The 23,174-nt window shown below is 67.0% G+C and carries 20 protein-coding genes; all 20 read left to right on the top strand.

Going from position 1 to position 23,174, the window contains the following annotated elements:
• Nucleotides 1-33 precede the first annotated feature (33 nt).
• The 20 genes from rsmH to hisD all read left to right on the top strand — a co-directional run bounded on the left by rsmH (nucleotide 34) and on the right by hisD (nucleotide 23,112).
• Nucleotides 34-990, top strand: coding sequence for a 16S rRNA (cytosine(1402)-N(4))-methyltransferase RsmH (gene rsmH, locus ACIQK7_RS12500; protein ID WP_403025361.1), 957 nt, complete (start codon nucleotides 34-36; stop codon nucleotides 988-990).
• Nucleotides 987-1,607 carry a hypothetical protein gene (locus ACIQK7_RS12495; RefSeq protein ID WP_403025358.1) on the top strand — a complete coding sequence of 207 codons (621 nt, stop codon included), beginning with the start codon at nucleotides 987-989 and terminating at the stop codon, nucleotides 1,605-1,607. The genes rsmH and ACIQK7_RS12495 overlap by 4 nt, the downstream gene beginning before the upstream one ends.
• A gap of 73 nt (nucleotides 1,608-1,680) precedes the next feature.
• The gene (locus tag ACIQK7_RS12490) at nucleotides 1,681-3,420 is read left to right on the top strand and encodes a peptidoglycan D,D-transpeptidase FtsI family protein (protein WP_403025356.1); all 1,740 of its coding nucleotides are present in this window, start codon (nucleotides 1,681-1,683) and stop codon (nucleotides 3,418-3,420) included.
• A 13-nt stretch (nucleotides 3,421-3,433) separates the two neighbouring features.
• Complete coding sequence (locus ACIQK7_RS12485; RefSeq protein WP_403025353.1) at nucleotides 3,434-4,972, top strand: Mur ligase family protein; 1,539 nt, start codon at nucleotides 3,434-3,436, stop codon at nucleotides 4,970-4,972.
• Nucleotides 4,963-5,943 (top strand): Mur ligase family protein, encoded by a 981-nt coding sequence (locus tag ACIQK7_RS12480; protein ID WP_403025351.1) that lies wholly within the window; start codon nucleotides 4,963-4,965, stop codon nucleotides 5,941-5,943. The genes ACIQK7_RS12485 and ACIQK7_RS12480 overlap by 10 nt, the downstream gene beginning before the upstream one ends.
• Nucleotides 5,940-7,046 carry a phospho-N-acetylmuramoyl-pentapeptide-transferase gene (mraY, locus tag ACIQK7_RS12475; protein WP_403025348.1) on the top strand — a complete coding sequence of 369 codons (1,107 nt, stop codon included), beginning with the start codon at nucleotides 5,940-5,942 and terminating at the stop codon, nucleotides 7,044-7,046. Before ACIQK7_RS12480 ends, mraY begins: the two co-directional genes overlap by 4 nt.
• Complete coding sequence (locus ACIQK7_RS12470) at nucleotides 7,043-8,044, top strand: hypothetical protein (protein ID WP_403025346.1); 1,002 nt, start codon at nucleotides 7,043-7,045, stop codon at nucleotides 8,042-8,044. Before mraY ends, ACIQK7_RS12470 begins: the two co-directional genes overlap by 4 nt.
• A gap of 63 nt (nucleotides 8,045-8,107) precedes the next feature.
• Nucleotides 8,108-9,316, top strand: a complete 1,209-nt coding sequence (gene ftsW / locus ACIQK7_RS12465) for a putative lipid II flippase FtsW (protein WP_403025343.1) — start codon at nucleotides 8,108-8,110, stop codon at nucleotides 9,314-9,316.
• A complete protein-coding gene (locus tag ACIQK7_RS12460; RefSeq protein WP_403025341.1) occupies nucleotides 9,313-10,389 on the top strand; it encodes a UDP-N-acetylglucosamine--N-acetylmuramyl-(pentapeptide) pyrophosphoryl-undecaprenol N-acetylglucosamine transferase in 1,077 nt (358 codons plus the stop codon). The genes ftsW and ACIQK7_RS12460 overlap by 4 nt, the downstream gene beginning before the upstream one ends.
• Nucleotides 10,390-10,394: 5 nt before the next feature.
• A complete protein-coding gene (murC, locus tag ACIQK7_RS12455; protein WP_403025338.1) occupies nucleotides 10,395-11,807 on the top strand; it encodes a UDP-N-acetylmuramate--L-alanine ligase in 1,413 nt (470 codons plus the stop codon).
• Nucleotides 11,808-12,111: 304 nt separating this feature from the next.
• Nucleotides 12,112-12,786 carry an FtsQ-type POTRA domain-containing protein gene (locus ACIQK7_RS12450; protein ID WP_403025335.1) on the top strand — a complete coding sequence of 225 codons (675 nt, stop codon included), beginning with the start codon at nucleotides 12,112-12,114 and terminating at the stop codon, nucleotides 12,784-12,786.
• 158 nt (nucleotides 12,787-12,944) lie between these two features.
• Entirely contained in the window at nucleotides 12,945-14,111 is a 1,167-nt protein-coding gene (ftsZ, locus tag ACIQK7_RS12445) for a cell division protein FtsZ (protein WP_403025332.1), read from the top strand.
• Nucleotides 14,108-14,815, top strand: a complete 708-nt coding sequence (locus tag ACIQK7_RS12440; RefSeq protein ID WP_403025330.1) for a YggS family pyridoxal phosphate-dependent enzyme — start codon at nucleotides 14,108-14,110, stop codon at nucleotides 14,813-14,815. The genes ftsZ and ACIQK7_RS12440 overlap by 4 nt, the downstream gene beginning before the upstream one ends.
• A gap of 41 nt (nucleotides 14,816-14,856) precedes the next feature.
• Nucleotides 14,857-15,348 (top strand): cell division protein SepF, encoded by a 492-nt coding sequence (locus tag ACIQK7_RS12435; protein ID WP_403025327.1) that lies wholly within the window; start codon nucleotides 14,857-14,859, stop codon nucleotides 15,346-15,348.
• Nucleotides 15,349-15,485: 137 nt separating this feature from the next.
• Entirely contained in the window at nucleotides 15,486-15,797 is a 312-nt protein-coding gene (locus ACIQK7_RS12430; RefSeq protein ID WP_403025324.1) for a YggT family protein, read from the top strand.
• A 116-nt stretch (nucleotides 15,798-15,913) separates the two neighbouring features.
• Complete coding sequence (locus tag ACIQK7_RS12425) at nucleotides 15,914-16,642, top strand: DivIVA domain-containing protein (RefSeq protein ID WP_403025321.1); 729 nt, start codon at nucleotides 15,914-15,916, stop codon at nucleotides 16,640-16,642.
• A complete protein-coding gene (lspA, locus tag ACIQK7_RS12420) occupies nucleotides 16,629-17,213 on the top strand; it encodes a signal peptidase II (RefSeq protein ID WP_403025318.1) in 585 nt (194 codons plus the stop codon). The genes ACIQK7_RS12425 and lspA overlap by 14 nt, the downstream gene beginning before the upstream one ends.
• Nucleotides 17,214-17,215: 2 nt before the next feature.
• Nucleotides 17,216-18,136, top strand: a complete 921-nt coding sequence (locus ACIQK7_RS12415) for an RluA family pseudouridine synthase (protein WP_403025311.1) — start codon at nucleotides 17,216-17,218, stop codon at nucleotides 18,134-18,136.
• A gap of 138 nt (nucleotides 18,137-18,274) precedes the next feature.
• Complete coding sequence (dnaE, locus tag ACIQK7_RS12410) at nucleotides 18,275-21,736, top strand: DNA polymerase III subunit alpha (protein ID WP_403025707.1); 3,462 nt, start codon at nucleotides 18,275-18,277, stop codon at nucleotides 21,734-21,736.
• 50 nt (nucleotides 21,737-21,786) lie between these two features.
• Nucleotides 21,787-23,112 carry a histidinol dehydrogenase gene (gene hisD, locus ACIQK7_RS12405; protein ID WP_403025309.1) on the top strand — a complete coding sequence of 442 codons (1,326 nt, stop codon included), beginning with the start codon at nucleotides 21,787-21,789 and terminating at the stop codon, nucleotides 23,110-23,112.
• The last annotated feature ends 62 nt before the right edge of the window (nucleotides 23,113-23,174 follow it).

Raw genomic sequence — 23,174 nt, 5'->3', positions numbered from 1 at the left:
GGGGATCAGACCGAGGGGGCATCGGGAAATGACATGACTGAAGCCAACGAGATCCACACCCCCGTCATGCTCGAGCGCACAATCGAGCTCCTCTCGCCCGCCATCAGCGAACCCGGCGCGGTCGTCGTCGACGCGACCCTCGGCATGGGAGGCCACTCCGAGGCACTCCTCGAGCGGTTCCCGGGGCTGACCCTCGTCGGGCTCGACCGCGACCCCGAGGCGCTCGCCATCGCGGGCAAGCGGCTCGAGCGCTTCGGCGAACGAGTGCACCTCGTCCACACCGTCTACGACGAGTTCGAGGAGGCGCTCGACGGGCTTGGCATCGCGGAGGTGCATGGCATCCTCTTCGACCTCGGCGTCTCCTCGCTCCAACTCGACCGTGTGGAGCGGGGTTTCTCCTACTCGAAGGATGCGCCCCTCGACATGCGCATGGACTCGACCTCCGACCTGACCGCCGAGCGGGTGCTGGCCGAGTACCCAGAGGGCGAGCTTCGCCGGATCTTCCGCGACTACGGCGAGGAACGACTTGCTCCCCGCTATGCCCAGCGCATCGTCGCGGAGCGCGCACACACGCCGCTCACGACATCCGCTCAGCTGGTGCGCATCATCACGGAGGCGACGCCAGTTGCGATCCAGCGCAAGGGTCACCCCGCCAAGCGTGTCTTCCAAGCGCTGCGTATCGAGGTCAACCAGGAACTCGCCGTGCTCGAGCGCGCCATCCCAGCCGCCGTCGACAGCCTCGCGGTCGGCGGTCGCATCGTCGTGCTCGCCTACCAGTCCCTTGAGGACCGCCTCGTCAAGCGGTATCTCGCAAGCCACTCGACGTCGAGCGCGCCGGCCGGGCTCCCCGTGGAGTTGCCGGAACACGCGCCCGAGCTTCGGCTCCTCGTCAGGGGTGCAGAACTCGCGCCCGAACAGGAGCGCGAACTCAACCCACGTGCCATCCCCGTGCGGCTCCGCGCCGCCGAACGCATCAGGAGGGCGGCATGAGCGCCGTTCACGCACAGGCCCGTGTGGCGCCACGCCCACACGAGGAGCCGGCCCCCTATATCGAGATCGCGCCGACACGCCAGCAGCGCCGTTCGCGTCCGCGGCTCGCCTACGCGATGGTCGTCGTCGGCGGCCTCTTCGCCGTGCTCGTCTCGCAACTGCTCCTGAGCATCGCCCTCGCTGACGGTGCCTACGAGATCGCAGCGCTCCAGGCCGATCGCAAGGAGTTGAGCCGCGACGAGCAGATCCTGAGTGAGAAGCTCGACGTGCTGAACTCGCCCCAGAACCTCGCCGCGCGTGCCGAGTCTCTCGGAATGGTGAGCAATGAGAGCGCCGTCTACCTGAGCCTCGCGACGGGTGCCGTGCTCGGCGTGCCGACGGCAGCGAGCGAGGGTGCGGGAGGCGTCATCGGCGAGAACGGCACACTCCTCATCTCCAACGAGTTGATCGGCGAGATCCCAGACATGGGTGGTCTTCTCGCCGCCGAGTCCGCCGCTGCCGCTGCCGCAGCGGCTACCGAGGCAGAAGGCGACGCGGCGGGCGTGGCGCAACCGGGTGGGGCAGACCAGTCTGTACCGTCGTTCCCGGAAGGCATCCCTGCCCCCGTGACGCAGTAGGGACGACCACGGGTGTTCTCGAAATGCAGGATCCGACCATTGATGGGCTAGGTGGCTAGTGAACGACAGGCGGATGAGTAGTCGCAGGCTCGCGACCGCGATCCTCGTGACGCTCGCGATCGTCGCCGTCTTCGTGGTTCGCCTCGTCGACTTCCAGATCGTGCGGGCAGACGAACTCAATGAGGCATCCGTCAACAAGCGGGCTGTCGCGATGACGACACACGGCATCCGCGGACAGATCCTCGACACGAATGGCACGATCCTTGCCGATACGGTGCTGCGCTACAACGTGACGGTCGCGCCGAAGATCGTCAAGGACACCTTCGTGCGCGAGCTCGATGATGACACCGTCGAAACGGTCACCACCCTCGACGCGCTCGAGGAGCTCGCCGCCGTCACGGGTGGCAACGCAGCCGACCTGTACATGCAGATCACGAGCAACCCCGAGTCGAACTACGAAATCCTTGCAAAGGATCTCGACACCGAGCAGTACCGTGCCGTGCGAGAACTCAATATCCCGTGGTTGTACTTCGAATCCCAGCCAGACCGCACCTACCCGAACGGCGCGGTGGCAGGCAACCTCGTCGGCTTCGAGGGCACCGACGGCCCGCAGAACGGTTTGGAATACACCGAGAACGACTGCCTGAGGAGCGAGCCGGGCACGTCGACCTATGAGCGTGGCGTTGACGGCGTGCGACTCCCCGGGAGCACTGTCGTGACGAAGGAGGCGATCGACGGTGGGTCGCTCTCCCTCACGATCGACAGCGACCTGCAGTGGTTCACCTCGCAGCGGCTCGCGGAGCAGGCACTCGCGATCGGGGCCGACTCCGCATCCGCAATCGTTGTCCGGGTCAAGGATGCCCACGTCATGGCACTCGCCGATTGGCCGGCCGTCGACCCGAACAATGTCGATGCGACACCCGTCGAGCACCTTGGTTCCGCCGGATTCAACGCCGCCTACGAGCAGGGTTCCACCTTCAAGCCGCTCAGCGCAGCAATGCTCCTCGAGGAGGGTGCGGCGACTCCGGCGACGCAGCTCACGGTGCCGTCGCTGTGGCAGACGCCCGAGGGCGGTCAGGTGCGGGATGCCGTGCCACACCCCGATGCGAGACTGACGCTGGCGGGCGTCATCCAGAACTCGTCGAACGTCGGTATCTCGATGCTCTCGACCAAGCTCTCGAACTCCGTGCGCTACGACTACTTCAAGAAGTTCGGCCTTGGAGAGCAGACCGCGGTCGGCTTCCAGGGCGAGAGTGCCGGCATTCTCTCGGACTACTGGGATTCGCAACAGAAGTACGACGTCTCCTACGGGCAGGGCGTCGCCTCGACCCTCGCGCAGCTTGCTGGCGCCTACCAGGCGCTCGGCAACGACGGGGTGCGCCTGCCGCTCACCCTCGTGGACAAGTGCACGCTGCCCGACGGCACCGTCATCGAGAAGCCGAAGCCGGAGCCCGTCAGCGTCGTCTCGCAGTCGAGCGCGGAGCAGGTCGTCGGCATGATGGAGACTGTCGCCACCGGCGGAGACCTCGCCAACATGCTGACGATCCCCGGCTACCGTGTCGCCGCCAAGTCTGGAACGGCGCAGCTTGCCATCAACGGCGTCTACAGCTCGGAACGCGTCGTCTCCGTCGCAGGCATGGCGCCCGCGGAGGACCCGGAATACGTCGTGATCGTCAGCTTCGTCAAGCCGGATACAATTAGGACTTCCGCGGCGGCGGCCCCCACCTTCCAGAAGATCATGACCCAGGTGCTCAAGACCTATCGTGTCGAGCCGTCCACGCAGCCGGCCCCGAGCCTCCCGACCACCTGGTGAGAAAGAGGACCCATTGGCTGATCGGATACCCCCGGTCCTTCGCCCGGAACATCCGTCGGCGAGATCACTGACGGGTCTCGTCTCCGAATTCCAACTGGAGTCAATCGGCTCGCTCGACGGCGTCGAACTGACGGGAATCACGCTTCGCTCCAACGAGGTGCAGCCGGGGGACCTGTTCGTTGGCATGCCGGGAGCGGCCGCGCACGGTGCCCAGTTCGCCGAGGCGGCCCGCGACTCGGGCGCTGTGGCCCTGATGACGGATGCCCGTGGCGCTGAGATCGCCGCAGGCTGCGGACTTCCCATCGTGCTGGTCGACTCGCCGAGGGCCGCGCTGGGTGAGGTCTCCTCCTGGCTGTACCAGACCAACGAGCATCCGCCGCTCATGCTCGGCATCACGGGCACGAACGGCAAGACCTCGACGGCCTACATCCTTGAGGGCATCCTTCGCCAGTTGGGTCTCGTGACGGGCCTCAGCACCACGGCCGAGCGCCACATCGGTGACCTCACAGTCGTGAGTCGTCTCACGACGCCCGAGGCGAGCGAGATCCACGCCCTGCTCGCACGGATGCGCGAGAGCGAGGTGCGCGCCGCAGTGCTCGAGGTGAGTGCACAGGCGCTCAGCCAGCACAGGGTGGACGGCATCTCCTTCGATATCGTTTCGTTCACGAACCTCAGCCACGACCACCTCGACGACTACGCCGACATGGACGAGTACTTCGAGGCGAAGCTCGCCTTCTTCGACCCGGAACGCGCGCGTCGCGGCGTCGTCTCGCTCGATTCCCCCTGGGGCCAGCGTGTCGTTGATGAGTCGCGCATCCCCGTGACGACGATCGCGTCGACCGAGGGAACGGATGCCGAGTGGGGCGTCGAGATCCTTGAGGAGCGGGCGGAGTACACCTCGTTCCGCCTCACCGGCCCGGAGGGGCGCTCCATCGAGACGAGCGTGCCCCTCATCGGCCGGCACATGGCGGCGAACGCGGCACTCTCGATCGTCATGCTTGTTGAGGCCGGGTTCGAGCTCGAGGCCATCGGACACGCGGTCCAGGAGGGCATCGAGGCCTACCTGCCCGGCCGCACCGAGCGGGTCTCGGGCGAGCGCGGTCCCGCGGTGTTCGTCGACTTCGGTCACAGTCCCGACGCCTTCCTCAACACCCTTTCGGCGGTCCGTCGCTTCACGATCGGCCGCACGATCATGGTCTTCGGTGCCGATGGTGACCGCGACGCGACCAAGCGTCACGAGATGGGTCGCATCGCATCCGAGTACTCTGACATCCTCGTCATCACCGATCACCACCCGCGCTTCGAGGACCCGGCGTCGATCCGTAGCACCCTCATCGAGGGTGCCGGCCTCGCCGAGCACCAGGCCGAACTGCACGAGGTGAGCCCGCCTGAGCAGGCGATCCGCCACGCCGTGTCGCTCGCCCGTGAGGGTGACTCGATCCTGTGGGCGGGGCCAGGGCACCAGGACTACCGTGACATCCGCGGGGTGCGCACGCCGTACTCCGCTCGTGCGGAGGCGCGTGCCGCCCTGCGCGAGGCGGGGTGGGCATAGTGCAGGCGACCGCGAGCGTCGCGACGGTCGTCGGTACCGTCGGCCGCTCGTCGACCTCTGCCATGCTCGCTGCCGTGCTGGATGCGACGTCGCAGGATCTCAGGCGCACGGTCGTGCTGCTCTCGCGCGGCAGCTCGGAAGCGACGCCTGATGCGCCGGAGAAATCGTGGGGCGAAGTGCTTTCCTCGCTCGATCTCGAGTCGATCGTGGCGGTCCCCGCCTCGGACGCCCGCCTCGTCGAGGCGGCTCGGCTCACGGGCGCGCGCCTCGTGACCTTCGGCTTCGACTCGACGGCCGAGGTGCGCGGCGCTGGGCTCCACGCGAGCACCGGTGGCACCCACTACACCGTGACCATCGGGTCCGACCGCGCCGATGTGCGCCTCTCGCTGCTGGGTGAGCACCTTGCCGAGAACTCACTCGGCGTCCTCGCGGCGGCACACGCCAACGGCGTGCCCCTCACGAGCGCGGTCGCCGCGCTCGAAGCTCTCAGTTCGGTGGGCGCGGGCATCATGAGCCCAGTGGATGCCGGCCGCGACATCCTGCTGATCGACGACTCGGCGTCCATGGCACCCGAGTCGGTGACGGCCGCGCTGAAGGCCCTCGCCATGTTCGGCACGGAGGGACACCGCACGGTCGCGGTCATTGGCGAACTCGACCTCCACGCAACCGAGGACTCTGCGGCGCTTGCTGCCGAGTTGCACCGCGAGGCGCACGACAGGATCGGGCGCATCGTCGTGCGATTGAACGTTTCTTCCCTCATCGTGGTCGGCGACAACGCCCGCCACATCCACAACGCGGCGGGTTTGGAAGGCTCATGGAATGGAGAGTCGGTACTCGTGGCGGATGCGACGGCAGCGTACGATCGAGTGCGTGAAGTCGTGCGTCCGGGGGATGTCGTGCTCGTGAAGAGCCGGGAAGCGGCGACGATGATCGTCTCCAACCTCAGCATGCGGCCTGGAGGCGCCCGATGATTCCCCTTTTGGTTGCGGGCGGCGTCTCCCTCGCGTTCTCCCTTCTGCTCACGCCGCTCTTCGCACGGACTTTCCGCCGCATGAACCTCGGACAGTTCGTGCGCGCCGACACCCCGACGACCCATGTCGTGAAACGCGGCACCCCCTCGATGGGCGGTGTGGTCTTCATCCTGGCGGCCGTCGTCGGCTACTTCCTCGGCAATATCGTCGGCCGCGAGACACCCTCCGTGCCGGCGCTGCTGGTCATCCTCATGATGGTCGGCCTCGGCCTCATCGGCTTCCTCGATGACTTCATGAAGGTCACGCGGCAGAACAGCCTCGGTCTCAGCGGCCCGGCAAAGATCATCGGCAGCGTGATCGTCGCCGTCGTCTTCGCAGGCCTGGCCCTGAGCTACCGCGACGAGAACGGGGTGAGCCCCGCATCCACTGCCATCTCGCTCACGCGCGACCTGCCCTTTCTCGACCTGACGGCGATCTTCGGCGTGGGCCTCGGCACGGCGCTTGCGATCGCCTGGATGGTGCTCATCACGACGAGCGTGTCGAACGCCGTCAACCTGACCGACGGCCTCGACGGCCTCGCAGCAGGGTCATCGATCTTCGCAATCGGCTCGTACATCATCATCGGCTTCTGGCAGCAGAACCAGTCGTGCTTCGCACCGCGGCTCGACCCTGCCGTCGCCGAGCAGTGCTACGTCGTCTCGAGTCCGCTTGACCTCGCGGTGATCGCGGCTTCGATCGTCGGTGCCCTCATCGGCTTCCTCTGGTGGAACACCTCGCCCGCACAGATCATGATGGGCGACACCGGCTCCTTCGGTCTCGGCGGCGCCCTCGCGGCCCTCGCGATCCTCTCGCGCACCGAGCTGCTGCTCGTGCTCCTGGGCGGCATCTTCGTCATCGTGACCGGCCAGGTGATCATCCAGCGCCTCTACTTCAAGGCGACCAAGGGCAAGCGCATCTGGCGCGCGAGCCCGCTGCACCACCACTTCGAGATGGTCGGATGGCCCGAGGTCACGATCGTCGTGCGCTTCTGGCTCATCGCGGGGCTCTTCGTCGCGAGCGGGGTGTTCCTCTTCTACATCGAGTGGCTTGCGCTCCTGCCATGAGCCAGCGGTGGGATGCCCTGCGCAGTTGGCACCATGACTGGGCCGGCCTGCGAGTGGCGATGATCGGACTGGATGCCCGCGGCTTCGCCGTTGCGGATACGGTCACCGAACTCGGCGCCGACGTCGCGGTCGTCTCAGATGGGGAGCACTCTTCCGACCTCGCCCAACTCGTCGACGTGATCGGAGCCCGGCTCGTCGTGGGGCTGCCGGAGGCCCAGGAGCTCGTGGCCGATTCGCTGCCGGATGTGCTCGTCGTGAGTGCCGGGAGCACCGGGCATCCGCTCGTCCAGTGGGCGGGCGAGAACGCCATCACGGTTGCGAGCGACATCGAACTCGCGTGGAGGCTCCGCGACAAGAACGGCGAGCCCGCTCCGTGGCTGCTCACAGCGGGTGGCTCTGAAGCCGGACGGGCGGCGCACCTGGCCGAGGCGATGCTGCTCGCAGGAGGCGCACGGGTCATGGCCTGCGGCGACACGACGGCGGGCGTGCCGGTGCTCGACGCGCTGCGCGTGCCGGAGCAGTGGGAGTGCCTCATCGTCGCCGTCTCGGCAGACGACCTGCGCTATTCACCCTCGGTGGCCGCCTGGTCGGCCGCCTGCCTCAGCTCCGGCTCGGGCGCGGCCGTCAATCTGCTTGGCCGGGTCTACGAGGGCGCACGGGTCGCCTGCGTCTACAACCGGGCGGACGAGGCCACGATGCACATGGTGGAAGAGGCAGAGGTCGAGGAGGGATGCCGCGCCATCGGGTTCGGCGCGGGGATCCCTGGCCCGAGCGATTTCGGCGTCGTGGAGGGAATCCTCTGCGACAGGGCCTTCCTCGAGGAGCGCCACGGTTCGGCGCTCGAGTTCGGCACAGTGGACATGCTCGACGACGCCGGGCTGGCCACAGCGAGTGGCCTCAACGAGGTGCTGGCAGCCGCGGCACTCGCGCGCTCTTTCGGCGCGCCCATCTCCGCTCTGAATGCCGCACTCAGGGGCCTCGGCACGGCGTCCGAGTGACCGCGTGTGGCGACACGCGCCGAGCGTGAGGCCAGACACGAGAAGGTGACCGAGACTAGACGGGTGACTGACACGCCCACCATCGACTCGACCAAGTCGGCCCCTCGCGGTGCCGGCGCGGTGGTGGCCGTCCGCAAGCTCTTCGGCGCCGAGACGGCGAACTTCTACCTGCTCCTCGGCACGACGCTGTTCCTGGTCGCTTTCGGCCTCGTCATGGTACTCTCCGCGTCGTCGGTCACCTCCTACACGGAGTCGCAGAAGTTCTTCGGGGGCATCGAGCGGCAGGCACTCTTTGCCGCTATCGGGCTGCCAATCATGCTGCTGGCGTCACGGGCACCGGCCATCTTCTGGAAGAAGTGGGCTCCCATCGCGATCATCGTTGCGCTGGGCCTCCAGCTCCTCACCGTCGCGACGCCCCTCGGCTATGCCGTCAACGGAAACCAGAACTGGATCCAGGTTGGTTCGTTCAGCTTCCAACCGTCCGAGACGATCAAGCTCGCCATGGTCGTGTGGATGGCCCTCGTGCTCGCGCGCAAGCAGGCCGTGCTCCGCAACTGGAAGGAGCTCCTGGTCCCGCTCGCGCCCGTCGCGATCGTGGCCATCGTGCTCGTCATGGCCGGTGGTGACCTTGGCACCGCGAGCATCCTGACCATCATGGTGTTCGGCACCCTCTACTTTGCGGGGGCCCGCCTCGTGCATCTCGGCACGGCGTTCCTCGCGATGGGGAGCATGGCTGCCATCGTGCTGTTCTCCGGCGGTTCCTCTCGCATGGTGCGCATCTCGGCGTGGCAGGGCGGATGCGTCACGACGGATGACGGGCTGGGCACCTGCTGGCAGACGCTGCATGGGTGGTGGGCCCTGGCATCCGGCGGCATCTTTGGCGTCGGCCTCGGCAACTCCAAGTCGAAATGGAACTGGCTGCCGGAAGCCGACAACGACTTCATCTTCGCGATCATCGGCGAGGAACTCGGCCTGCTGGGTGCGGTCACGGTGCTCGCACTCTTCGTCGTGATGCTCATCGCCTTCGTGCGCATCATCCGCGCCAGTCGTGACCCCTTCGCCCGCATCGCGGTGAGCACCATCATGGTCTGGCTCATCGGTCAGGCCTTCGTCAACATCGCCGTCGTGCTCGGCGTGCTGCCCGTGCTCGGCGTTCCGCTGCCGCTGATTTCCGCCGGCGGCACGGCGCTCATCTCGGGCATGGCGGCGATCGGCATCGCCCTCTCGTTTGCCCGCAAACCGGCTGAGGAGCGGCAGAGGGTGGCGAGGTGACCACGTACCTCCTCTGCGGCGGGGGCACGGCCGGGCACGTCAACCCGCTCCTTGCCATCGCCGACCGCATCCGCCGCGACGAACCGGATGCGCGCATCATCGTGCTGGGCACGGCTGAGGGCCTCGAGGCTCGCCTGGTGCCGGAGCGCGGCTACGAGCTCGTCACGGTCGCGAAGTTGCCCTTCCCGCGCCGGCCGAGCAGGGCTGCCCTTGCGTTCCCTTCGCGGCTCTCGGGCGTCATCCGTTCCATCGAATCCCTGATCCGCGACCGCGGCGTCGACGTCGTCGTGGGCGTCGGCGGCTACGTCGCCGCCCCCGCCTACCTTGCCGCTCGGCGAGCACGGGTGCCGCTCGCGCTGCACGAGGCGAACGCACGCCCTGGCATGGCGAACCGCCTCGGCAGTCGGTTCACGCGTTTCGTGGGCGTCGCCTTCGAGGGCACGCCCCTCCGTCATGCCCGGTTCGTCGGGATGCCGCTGCGTGCCGAGATCGAGACCCTCGACCGCGCGGCCGTGCGCGGTGAGGCGCTGCGGGCCTTCGGCCTCGACGCCGCACGCCGAACCCTCCTCGTGACGGGGGGATCGCTCGGCGCCGTGCGCCTCAACGAGGCGGTGCGGGCAACCGTCACCGAGGTCGTGGATGCTGGTTGGCAGGTGCTCCACATCACCGGCACGCGCGACACAGGTGCGGCGGTGCAGGCCGAGCACTACCATCCGCTCGACTATTGCGACCGCATGGACCTGGCCCTCGCGGTGGCCGACCTTGCCGTCTCCCGTGCCGGCTCGGCGACCGTCAGTGAGCTCACGGCACTCGGCATCCCGGCCGTGTATGTTCCGCTCGCGATCGGCAATGGCGAGCAGCGGCTCAACGCGCGGCAGGCCGTCGAGGCTGGCGCTGCGCGCTTGGTCGACAACGCCGACTTCACGCCCGAGTGGGTGCGCTCGGCACTCCTGCCGCTGCTGCGCGACGAGGCGGCCATCGCCACCATGGCGAGCAACGCTGAGGAGATCGGTGTGCGCGACGGCACGCGCCGCATGCTCGATCTCGTGCATGAGGCAGTCGGGATACGGTAGGCACGATGATCAAGTCGGATTTCTCCACCCCCGTTCCCGCTCGCCTCGACTCCGTGCACTTCGTCGGCATCGGCGGTGCCGGAATGAGCGGCATCGCGGCCATGTTCCACGAGCAGGGCATCGCCGTCACGGGTTCGGATTCCCGCGAGGGCGCGACAGTCGATGCCCTTCGCGAGCGGGGCATTCCCGTCGCGATCGGCCATGATGCCGAGAACATCGGCGCGGTCGATGCCCTCGTGGTCACGGGCGCGATCTCGGAGTCGAACCCCGAGTACCAGGCGGCGCGCGAGCGCGGCATTCCGGCCCTCCACCGCGCTCAGGCGCTGGCTTGGCTGACGCGCGATTCCCGCCTCGTCGCCGTCGCGGGCGCGCACGGCAAGACCACCTCCACCGCGATGCTCGTCTCCGCCCTGCTCAGGCTCGAGGCGGCTCCGAGCTTCGTCAACGGCGGTGTGATCCGGGAGCTCGGCACGAGTGCGGCGCACGGTGATGGCGACGTCTTTGTGGTCGAGGCGGATGAATCCGACGGTTCCTTCCTCCTCTACGACACCGCCGTCGCGCTCATCACGAACGTTGATCCCGACCACCTCGACCACTTCGGTTCGCGGGAGGCCTTCGAGCAGGCGTTCGTACGGTTCGCCGAGACCGCGAGCGAACTCGTCGTCATCTCGGCCGATGACCCCGGTGCGCGCGCGATCACCTCGCGTCTCTCAGCCCGCCGGGTGCTCACCTTCGGTATGTCGGAGAACGCGGACGTGCGCATCCATGCCGTCGACACGGGCCCGCAGGTGGCATTCACGCTGTCCTGGGCAGGGGAGGAGCACCGCGTCACGCTGGCGGTCGCCGGACTCCACAACGCGCTCAATGCGGCCGGCGCATTCGCCGTTCTGGTCGGCCTCGGTTTCGACGCTGCAGCGTCGGTCGAGGCGCTGTCTCACTTCGCGGGTGCCGAGCGCCGATTCGAGTTCCGAGGCGAGGTCGGGGGAGTGCGAGTCTTCGACGACTTCGCCCACCACCCGACCGAGGTGGAGGCGGCACTGTCGGGTGCCCGCGGTGTCGTCGGCACAGGTCGACTCATCCCTGTCTTCCAGCCCCACCTCTTCACGCGCACGCAAGACATGGCGCAGGAGTTCGCCGACACGCTCGAACGGCTCGCCGACGTCACGATCGTCGTGCCGATCTACCCTGCGCGGCAGGAACCGATCCCCGGTGTCACGGGTAGGCTTATCACGGAGCGATTCTCGGATGCCTCGGCCGCGCAGTACATCGAGGACTGGACCGAGGCGGCTGAGTACGCCGCGAGCATTGCACGGCCCGGCGACATCCTCATCCCCATGGGCGGGGGAGACATCCACCTGATCATCCCGCAGCTCCTTGCTGCCCTCGAACGGAACCAGCCGGTGGATGAAACGGCCTGACGGTTTCGATCCGCGCCCGTCCGCTCCTCCCGTGGAGGAGGACACGGAACCCCGGCACGCAGTGAGGGCGCGGGTCGGAAAGCTGCCGAGTCTCCCGAAGCGCCAAGAGCGAGCCCCGCGCGAGCCGCGTCCTACCAAGCAGAAGCGACAGCGCCGTGAGCCGAGTGAGGCAGAAATCGCCGCGAAGGAGGCGAAGGCCAGCGCGCGTGCGGCTCGCCGCGACGCACGGAAGGCCGCGGCCGAACGGCGGCGATTCGAGCGTTCGGAAGTGCGGCGTTTCACGCGCCGCGCTCGAAACCGGCGCATGGCATGGATCACGGCAAGCGGTGTCGTCACGGTGTTCGCCACGCTCATCGCCGTCGCCGTGTATTCGCCGCTGCTCGCGCTGCAGGAGATCAGGGTGACCGGCACGGCCCGCCTTGATGCCGAGCAGCTGACTGAAGCGGTCGATTCCCAACTCGGCACGCCCCTCGCGCTCCTCGACTTCGACAAGCTCACGGACGACCTGTCCGAGTTTCCGCTCATCCGCAGTTACGTGACCGAGGCGGTCCCGCCACACACCCTCGTGATCCATGTCGTCGAACGTCAGCCCGTGGCATCCGTCATGACATCGGATGGCTACGTGCTGGTCGACCCTGCAGGCGTGGAGATCGAGCGCACCGAGGCTCGACCGGCCGGTGTGCCGCTCGTGGAGGTGGAGGAGGGGGAGATCGGTGATGACGTCTTCGACGCCATCATCGAGGTGCTCCTCGCCTTGCCCGACCCACTGCTGCCGCAGGTCGACCAGGTATCGGCGACGACGATGGACGATGTGACCCTCAAGCTTTCGGGCGTGGGCCAGCGCATTGTTTGGGGGAGTGCCGACCGTTCGGAGCTGAAGGCGCGCGTCCTGGAGCGACTCATGGCGGCGCACGACCCCGGCGCCTCGGTCGAGTTCGATGTGACGGCACCCCTCAGCGCCGTCGTGCGCCCGCTCTGACGACCCGGTTCCTGCAAGTTTCACCCTTCTTTTCGCGACACGCCCCGCGAGTGAGGGAAAGCGGCACGCGACGCGCATAGCGTCACAGTCAGGAAATACATACTGAGCATAACTTTAAGCTTCTAGTAGAGGTTGAAAGTTCCCAGCGGAGGCCGGACGTGTCAACAAACCAGAACTACCTCGCCGTGATCAAGGTCGTCGGCATCGGCGGCGGCGGCGTGAATGCGGTGAACCGCATGATCGAGCTTGGGCTCCGCGGAGTCGAATTCATCGCCATCAACACCGACGCGCAGGCTCTCCTCATGAGCGACGCCGACGTCAAGCTCGACGTCGGCCGCGAACTGACTCGCGGCCTCGGCGCGGGTGCCGACCCTGAGGTGGGTCGCCGCGCAGCGGAGGACCACGCCGACGAGATCGAGGAGGCCCTCGCGGGCGCCGACATGGTCTTCGTCACGGCGGGTGAGGGTGGCGGCACTGGCACGGGTGGCGCGCCCGTCGTCGCACGCATCGCCAAGTCGATCGGTGCGCTGACCATCGGTGTCGTGACCCGCCCCTTCGGCTTCGAGGGCAAGCGCCGCGCGGCCCAGGCCGAGCTCGGCATCGCCGCGCTCAAGAGCGAGGTCGACACGCTCATCGTCGTGCCCAACGACCGCCTGCTCGAGATCAGCGACCGCGGCATCAGCTTCCTCGAGGCATTCGCGACGGCAGACCAGGTGCTCCTCGCGGGTGTCCAGGGCATCACCGACCTCATCACGACCCCCGGCCTCATCAACCTCGACTTCGCCGACGTCAAGTCGGTCATGCAGGGTGCCGGGTCGGCGCTCATGGGCATCGGCTCCTCTCGGGGTGCCGATCGGGCCATCAAGGCCGCCGAGCTCGCAGTCGCGTCCCCGCTGCTCGAGGCGAGCATCGATGGTGCCCACGGTGTGCTGCTCTCTGTGCAGGGTGGTTCCAACCTCGGCATCTTCGAGATCAACGACGCCGCGAAGCTCGTGCAGGAGGCCGTGCACCCCGAGGCCAACATCATCTTCGGTGCCGTCATCGACGACACGCTCGGTGACGAGGTTCGCGTCACGGTCATCGCGGCCGGCTTCGACGGGGGAGAGCCCGTCATCAAGCGGCAGGGCCACCGCTCGAACTTCGTCGACCCGTCCTCCGATGATTCGGCCCCTGCTGCCGATTCGTCTTCGTCCTCGTCTTCATCCGAGCGGGAGGGCTCCTCGTCTTCGAACTGGTCCGCTGAGCCGGAACTCCCCAAGGCGCCCAGCGACCCGGTGTTCGACGACAACAACGACAGTCTCGACATTCCCGACTTCCTGAAGTGACGGCTTCCGACCCACTGTCATCGACTCCAGACCCTCGGCTCGCCGAGCGTCTCGAGGCGGTGCGGTCTGGAATCGCGGATGCCGCGGCATCCGCCGGTCGCAGCGCCGATGACATCACGCTCATCGTCGTCACGAAGTTCCACCCCGTCTCGCTCATGCGGCAGCTCTCGCAGCTCGGTGTGCGCGACGTGGGGGAGAACCGGCACCAGGAGGCGCAGGAGAAGTTCGCCGAACTCGGCGACGCGGGCCTTCGCTGGCATTTCGTCGGGCAGCTGCAGGGCAAGAAGGCAAAAGCAGTGCGCCAGTACGCGGATGTCATTCACTCCGTCGATCGCGAGTCGCTGGTCGATGCGCTCTCGCGCGACGATGGCCGTGTCGTGGAGTGTTTCGTGCAGCTCAACCTGACCGACGACCCCGGCCGCGGTGGCGTCGCGGAACCCGAGCTCGAGGCCCTGGTCGAGAGGGTCCTCGAGAGCAAGGCCTTGCGCCTGCGCGGTGTCATGGCAGTGGCTCCCCTCGATGAGGATCCCGCCTCGGCATTCGCGCGGGTGCGTGAGGCCTCGGAGCGGGTGCGGCGGCTCGCGCCCCACGCCGATGCGATCTCTGCGGGCATGTCGCACGACCATGCCGCCGCCATTCGCGAGGGCGCGACACACCTCAGGATCGGCACGGCAATCACGGGAAACCGGCCGACGCCGGGTTAATGTCAAGACGAGACACGCAACGACCAGGAGGCTCAGAACCAATGGCTAATCCACTTCGCAAGACGATGGTGTACCTCGGCCTTGCCGATGAGGAATTCGACTACGAAGAGCAGCCGGCCAACGCTGCGCCTGCCCCGGTCCAGCAGCACGCCGCCCCGGCGCCCGCTCCTGTTCCTGCCCAGAATTCAGCCCAGCGTGCGCCCGTGACGCCTCTTCGTCGCGCAGCGCCCGCTCGAGTGGTGGGACCCACTGAAATGAACGAGATCCTCACTGTCCACCCCCGCCAGTACAAGGACGCCCAGGTCATCGCAGAGAGCTTCCGCGAGGGCATCCCGGTCATCATCAACCTGTCTCAGATGAGCGAGCCGGATGCCCGTCGTCTCGTCGACTTCGCCAGCGGCCTCTCGCAGGGCCTCTACGGCAAGATCGAGCGCGTGACCTCGAAGGTCTTCCTGCTGTCGCCCGCCCACGTCGCCGTCAGTGGTGACCAGGGGCACAGTGACGACGCAGAGGCGCTGTACGGCCAGCAGTAGGCGCTCGCTACGGCAATAGAATTGCCGCGCGACGTTCCGCCCGTCGGGCTTCGCGCCCCGTCGCATCCTGACTCCCGGGCCGCCCTTGCGCGGTGATGGAGCGGGGCGGGCCCTTCCTTTGCATCCCCAGGTGGTCCATGATCCTCGTCGTTCTGCTCACAATCGCCTATGTGGCGCTCTTCGTCTATTTCCTCGTGATGTGGGCGCGGTTCGTGCTCGAGCTCGTGACCGTGTTCTCCCCTCGGTGGCGGCCATCCGGCGCGCTACTCGTGGTCGCCGAGGGCGTCTACACGCTGACGGATCCACCGGTGCTCTTCACTCGGCGGCTCGTGCCTCCCGTGCGCTTCGGCGGCATCTCGCTTGATTTCGCCTGGAGCATCGTGATGCTCGTGGTGTTGGTGTTGCTCTATGTCGTCTCATGGGGTCGCCAATTGGCGGCTTACCTGTAATCTAGTGAGCGTCCGCTGCGCCCTTCGGTCAGCCCAGTGGGTGGACAGCAGGCACTGATAGCGTTCACGCTCGACGGCACTGTCGATCGACAAGAGAATTTTCAGAGGTGACGAGAATGGCCCTTACGCCTGAAGACGTAGTCAACAAGCGGTTCCAGCCGACCAAGTTCCGCGAGGGCTACGACCAGGACGAGGTGGATGACTTCCTCGACGAGGTCGTCGTCGAGCTTCGTCGCCTCAATCAGGAGAACGAGGAGCTGCGCCAGCGCCTCGTCGCAAGCGAGTCGCGCATCTCTGAGCTTCAGCGCAGCGGTGGTGGCGAGCAGCAGGCTGCTGCGGCTGCGCCGAGCTACACGGAGCCGGTCGCTGCGCCTGCTCCCGAGCCCGTCGCACCCGTCGCGGCTGCACCTGCGGCCCCCGCGGCCGAGGCTGCCCCCGCGTTCGATGAGACCGGCAGCACCAACAACCTCCTCCAGCTGGCTCGCCGCCTGCACGAGGAGCACGTCCGAGAGGGCATCGAGAAGCGGGATGCGCTCATCGCCGAGGGCCAGTCGACCGCAGCGCGCCTCATCTCCGAGGCCGAAGCTGAGCACGGCCGCAAGGTCACCGAGCTCGAGCAGCAGCGCACGGCGCTCGAGTCGCAGATCGAGGAGCTCCGTTCCTTCGAGCGTGACTACCGCAGCAACCTCAAGGGCTACATCGAGGGCCAGCTGCGTGAGCTCGAGTCCGTCGACGCCGTGAACACGGGAGCAAACGCTTCGCAGGCATCGGGCGACTTCGGCGGCGACTATGGCGTGCCGGCCAACCAGCCGCCCGCCAGCTACCAGGGCTTTGTCGGCAACTGAGTCGGCCGCTCCCTCTCGTCAGTCCCGCCTGAGCCTCAAGGCCATCGCCGCGCTGGTCTGCACCGCTCTTCTCGTCTACGGTGCAGACCAGCTCAGCAAGGCATGGGTCGTTTCGACCCTGACCGAGCGTGCGAGCGTGCCCGTGCTCGGCGACCTGTTGCATTTCACCTTCGTTCGCAATCCCGGCGCTGCCTTCTCGCTGGCGAGCGGGTCGACCTGGATCTTCTCGATCGCCGCCGCGGTCGTCACGGTCGTGATCGTGGTCTTCGCCCGGCGCATCCGGGCCCTCAGCTGGGCCCTCGTGTTCGGGATGCTTCTCGGGGGAGTGCTCGGCAACCTCACTGACCGGCTCTTCAGGGAGCCATCCTTCGGCATGGGCCACGTGATCGACTTCATCGAGGTCTGGGGCTTCCCCGCCATCTTCAACATCGCCGACATCTTCATCGTGTCGAGCATGGGGCTCTTCGTGATCCTGACGCTGCGTGGCATCCGGCTCGATGGCACGCGCGAGATTGCCGAATCGAAGCCGGGCAATGACATTGACGCCGCCGCGGAAGGCGAGCGCGACTGATCATGGAGAGTCGTAGCCTTCCGGTACCTGACGGGCTCGCGGGGGAGCGTGTCGACGCTGCCCTGTCGAAGCTCATGGGCTTCTCGCGCACCTTTGCGGTCGAGGTGGTCGAGGCCGGAGGAGTGCGGGTCGACGGCGTGCCCGTCGCAAAATCCGATCGGCTTCGTGCGGATGCCTGGCTCGAGGTCGAATGGACGCCCCGCTCCGCCCCGACGATCGAACCGACCCTCGTGCCGGATTTCGGCATCGTGCATGATGACGACGACGTCGTCGTGATCGACAAGCCCGTCGGTGTTGCCGCACATCCCTCCGTTGGGTGGACGGGACCGACCGTGCTCGGTGCCCTCGCGGGTGCTGGCTACCGCATCTCCACCTCGGGGGCGGCCGAGCGCGCGGGCATCGTCCACCGGCTGGATGCCGGCACGAGCGGCCTCATGGTCGTCGCCAAATCGGAGCGGGCGTATTCGGAGCTCAAGCGCGCGTTCCACGACCGCGAGGTCGACAAGGTCTATCACGCGGTCGTGCAGGGGCATCCTGACCCTTTGAGGGGAACGATCGATGCGCCCATCGGGCGGCACCCCTCCTCCGCGTGGAAGTTCGCGGTCGTAGCAGGTGGCAAGGATTCCGTCACGCACTATGAGACGCTTGAGGCCTTCCCGTCGGCGTCGCTGCTCGAGGTGCACCTTGAGACCGGGCGCACACACCAGATCCGAGTGCACATGGCGGCGCAGCGGCATCCTTGTGTCGGTGATGCCATGTATGGCGCTGACCCCACGCTGTCGGCGCGACTCGAGCTCTCCCGCCAGTGGCTCCACGCCATGCGCCTTGGCTTCCGTCACCCGGCGACCGGCGAGCCGGTGGAGTTCGAATCCACGTATCCGGCCGACCTGCAACACGCTCTCGACGTGCTGCGTTCCGCGTGATCGGAGCGGCTGGGCCGCGGCGTCAGTGCTCGGCCGTAGACTGGGAGACCACCCGAGCAGACGCCTGAACCAGACGGAGAAGCAGTGCCCGCGAGCAGCGATTCCTTCGTGCACCTGCACGTGCACAGCGAGTATTCGATGCTGGATGGAGCGGCCCGTGTGAAGCCCCTCGTCGAGGCGGCGGTCGAACAGGGGATGCCCGCTGTCGCGGTGACCGACCATGGCAACGTCTTCGGCGCCTACGACTTCTGGAAGACTGCGACCGCGGCGGGAATCAAGCCCATCATCGGCACCGAGGCCTACCTCACGCCCGGCACCCACCGCAGCGACAAGACCCGAATCAAGTGGGGCGACGGCGGTGGCGACGACGTCTCTGGTGCGGGCGCCTACACGCACATGACACTCCTCAGCGAGACGAATGAGGGGCTGCACAACCTCTTCCGCCTCTCGTCGAAGGCCTCGCTCGAGGGGTACTACTTCAAGCCCCGGATGGACCGCGAACTGCTCTCGCAGTACGGCAAGGGGCTCATCGCCACGACGGGATGCCCGAGTGGCGAGGTGCAGACACGGCTTCGACTTGGGCAGTACGACGAGGCGGTGAAGGCCGCTGCAGATTTCCGGGACATCTTTGGCCGCGAGAACTACTTCGCCGAGATCATGGACCACGGCCTCGGCATCGAGCGGCGCATCATGAGTGACCTCCTTCGCCTCGCCAAAGACCTGGGTCTGCCGCTCCTCGCGACGAATGACCTCCACTACACCCACGCGCACGACGCGACGAGCCACGCGGCGCTCCTGTGCGTGCAGTCGGGCACGACGCTCGACGACCCGAAGCGCTTCAAGTTCGACGCCGACGAGTTTTACCTCAAGTCGGCGAGTCAGATGCGTACGCTCTTCCGTGACCACCCCGAGGCCTGCGACAACACGCTCCTGATCGCGGAGCGCTGCGACGTCGCGTTCGACGAGTCGGCGAACTACATGCCGCGCTTCCCTGTGCCCGAGGGTGAGACGGAAGACACGTGGTTCGCCAAGGAGGTCGAGAAGGGGCTCCATTACCGCTATCCGGGTGGGATTCCCGACGATGTCCGGCGCCAGGCGGAGTACGAGAAGCAGGTCATCATCCAGATGGGCTTCCCCGGCTACTTCCTCGTCGTTGCAGACTTCATCAACTGGTCAAAGGAGAACGGCATCCGTGTCGGTCCCGGGCGTGGCTCCGGTGCGGGCTCGATGGTCGCCTACGCAATGCGCATCACAGACCTCGACCCCCTCAAGCACGGCCTCATCTTCGAGCGCTTCCTGAACCCCGACCGTGTGTCGATGCCCGACTTCGACGTCGACTTCGACGACCGTCGCCGCGGCGAGGTCATCAAGTATGTGACTGAGAAGTATGGCGACGAGCGCGTCGCGCAGATCGTCACCTACGGCACCATCAAGGCCAAGCAGGCGCTCAAGGACTCCTCGCGCGTGCTGGGCTTCCCCTTCGGCATGGGGGAGAAGCTGACGAAGGCGATGCCGCCGCCCATCATGGGCAAGGACATCCCCCTCACCGGCATCTTCGACAAGGCGCACCCTCGCTACAAGGAGGCCGCAGACATCCGTGCGGTCGTCGAGACCGACCCCGAGGCCAAGACCGTCTTCGACACGGCGCTCGGCCTAGAGAACCTCAAGCGCCAGTGGGGCGTGCACGCCGCCGGCGTCATCATGTCGAGCGATCCGCTGATCGACATCATCCCGCTCATGAAGCGGGAGCAGGACGGCCAGATCGTCACGCAGTTCGACTATCCCGCCTGCGAGTCCCTCGGCCTCATCAAGATGGACTTCCTCGGGCTGCGGAACCTCACGATCATCTCCGACGCGCTTGAGAACATCGAGACCAACCGCGGCGAGACGCTCGACCTCGAGACACTCACGCTCGACGACCCGGCCTCCTACGAGCTGCTCGCGAGGGGTGACACGCTCGGTGTCTTCCAGCTCGACGGCGGCCCCATGCGTGGGCTGCTGCGGCTCATGAAGCCCGACAATTTCGAAGACGTCTCGGCCGTCATCGCGCTCTACCGCCCCGGCCCCATGGGCGCCGACTCGCACACGAACTACGCGCTTCGCAAGAACGGGCTGCAAGACATCACTCCGATCCATCCGGAGCTCGAGGAGCCGCTGCGCGAGATCCTCGATGGCACCTACGGGCTCATCATCTACCAGGAGCAGGTGATGGCGATCGCCCAGAAGGTCGCCGGCTTCTCGCTCGGCCAGGCCGACATCCTGCGGCGAGCGATGGGCAAGAAGAAGAAGTCCGAGCTCGACAAGCAGTACGAGGGCTTCAGCAACGGCATGAAGGAGCGCGGCTTCTCCGAGCCCGCGATCAAGGCGCTCTGGGACATCCTGCTGCCCTTCTCCGACTACGCCTTCAACAAGGCGCACTCGGCTGCCTACGGTGTGATCTCCTACTGGACCGCCTACCTCAAGGCGCACTATCCAGCCGAGTACATGGCGGCGCTCCTCACGAGTGTCGGCGACTCCAAGGACAAGCTGGCGATCTACCTCAACGAGTGCCGCCGCATGGGCATCAAGGTGCTTCCGCCCGACGTGAACGAATCGATCGGCTTCTTCGCCGCCGTCGGTGACGACATCCGCTTCGGCCTTGGCGCTGTTCGCAACGTGGGCTTCTCCGTCGTGGAACTCATCCGGGGCGCGCGTGAGGAGAAGGGCCGCTTCACCTCCTTCGACGACTTCCTCAAGAAGGTTCCCATCGGCGTTGCCAACAAGCGCACGATCGAGTCGCTCATCAAGGCGGGCGCCTTCGATTCGCTCGGCCACACGCGCAGGGCACTCTTCGAGATCCATGAGGATGCCACGGAGGCCGCTGTGCGCGAGAAGCGTGCAGAGGCCAACGGCCAGGTGGGCTTCGACTTCGACAACCTCTGGGATGAGCCGCAGGCGGCCAACACGGTGCCGGATCGACCCGAGTGGTCGAAGGGCGACAAGCTCGCCTTCGAGCGCGAGATGTTGGGGCTCTACGTCTCCGACCACCCGCTGGCGGGCTTGGAACTACAACTCGCAAAGCACGCAAGCGTGACGATTGCGGAGATCCTCGCGGGTGAGACCGTGCACGACGGCGAGACCGTGACGATCGCCGGGCTCATGACGAGCGTGCAGCATCGCACCGCCCGCAATTCGGGAAACCAATATGGTCTCGTGACGGTCGAGGACTTCGGCGGCGAGATCACCGTCATGTTCCTCGGCAAGACCTACCAGGAGTTCTCGCCGGGGCTCACCCCTGACTCGATCGTCGTCATCCGCGCCAGGGTGAGCCAGCGCGACGACGGAGTGAACCTCCACGCGAACAGCATGTTTGTGCCCGACACGGGGGCGAGTCTCGGTTCCGGCCCTCTCATGATCTCGGTCCCCGAGATGCGGGCGACGACGGAGGTGGTCTCGGCGCTGGGCGACGTGCTCATCCGGCACGCGGGTGAGACGGAGGTGCGCCTCAAGCTCATCAAGGGCAGCACGGCGCGGATGTTCGAGGTTCCCTATCCCGTCTCGGTTACAGCAGATCTCTATGGCGAGCTGAAGTCGCTGCTGGGGCCGGCCTGTCTCAGCTGAACCTGCGGCAACGGGGGAGAGTCACCGACGGCGACTAGAATGGTGTGGCCATGATCCAGACCATCGACCTGCGGAATCAGCGACCAGATACCGCGACGCTCCTCGCTCTCATTCCCCGCGCCGTCACCGATGTCTCGGCCGCCTCATCGATCGCGCAGGAACTGATCGAAGACGTACGCGGCCGGGGGAGTGCGGCCCTCCTCGACCAGGCTGAGCGGCTCGACAGGGTGCGGCCACAGCAGGTGCGGGTTCCGGCATCCGAGATCGCGGCGGCCGTCGACTCACTGTCAGCGGATGTGCACGACGCTCTCGAGTCGGCGATCGAGCGCGTGCGGGCAGCAAGCGAGGCGCAGGTGCCCGCTCCCGTCACGACGACGCTCGGTGAAGGCGCATCCGTCGTCCAGCGCTGGGCGCCCGTGCGCCGCGTCGGTCTCTACGTTCCCGGGGGCAAGGCGGTCTACCCGTCGAGCGTCGTCATGAACGTGGTGCCCGCGCAGGTTGCGGGTGTCTCCTCCGTGGCCCTCGCGTCCCCGCCGCAGCAGCAGTTCGGCGGTTCCGTGCACCCCACGATCCTTGGCGCAGCCGGGCTCCTCGGGGTCGACGAGGTCTATGCCATGGGCGGGGCTGGCGCGATCGGTGCGTTCGCCTACGGTGTTGCGGATGCGGGCCTCGAGCCCGTCCAGCTCATCACCGGGCCCGGCAACGTGTTTGTCGCGGCGGCCAAGCGGCTCGTCCGCGGGCAGGCCGGCATCGATTCCGAGGCAGGCCCCACAGAGATCCTGATCATCGCGGATGACTCGGCGGATGCGTCGATCGTCGCGGTTGACCTCATCAGCCAGGCCGAGCACGATGAGCTTGCGGCAGCCGTGCTTGTCACGGACTCGCCGGCCCTCGCGTCGAAGGTCGAAGAGGAACTGGCGCGTCTCGTGCCCCAGACGGCTCACCGGGAGCGTGTCGCTGAGGCGCTCCGTGGCCGTCAGTCCTCCATCGTCCTCGTGGATGACCTTGCGGTCGCCGCCGACTTCAGCAATGCCTACGGTCCCGAGCACCTCGAGCTGCAGGTGGCCGACGTTGACACCCTGCTCGAGTCGATCGAAAGTGCGGGAGCGATCTTTGTCGGCCGCTATTCGCCCGTCAGCCTCGGTGACTATCTCGCGGGTTCGAACCACGTGCTGCCCACGGGCGGCCAGGCTCGTTTCGCCGCGGGCCTCGGCGCCTACACCTTCCTGCGCCCGCAGCAGGTCGTGCGCTACGACGAAGCGGGTCTGCGCGATGTCGAGCGGCGAATCGTGGCCCTTGCGACGGCCGAGGACCTGCCCGCCCACGCCGCGGCCGTCACGGCCCGCTTCGCCGGGGGCGAGCCTCCGCAGGGCTGACGCTTTCCCCATTCCAGCGGCTCGTTGCGACGCATCCGAGTCGCCGGGGCCTATCCTTGGGG

The organism is Salinibacterium sp. GXW1014 (assembly GCF_044769865.1).
Lineage (GTDB): Bacteria > Actinomycetota > Actinomycetes > Actinomycetales > Microbacteriaceae > Homoserinimonas.
Note: the sequence above shows the minus strand (reverse complement) of the source record. Positions and strands in the feature narration are given on the sequence as shown.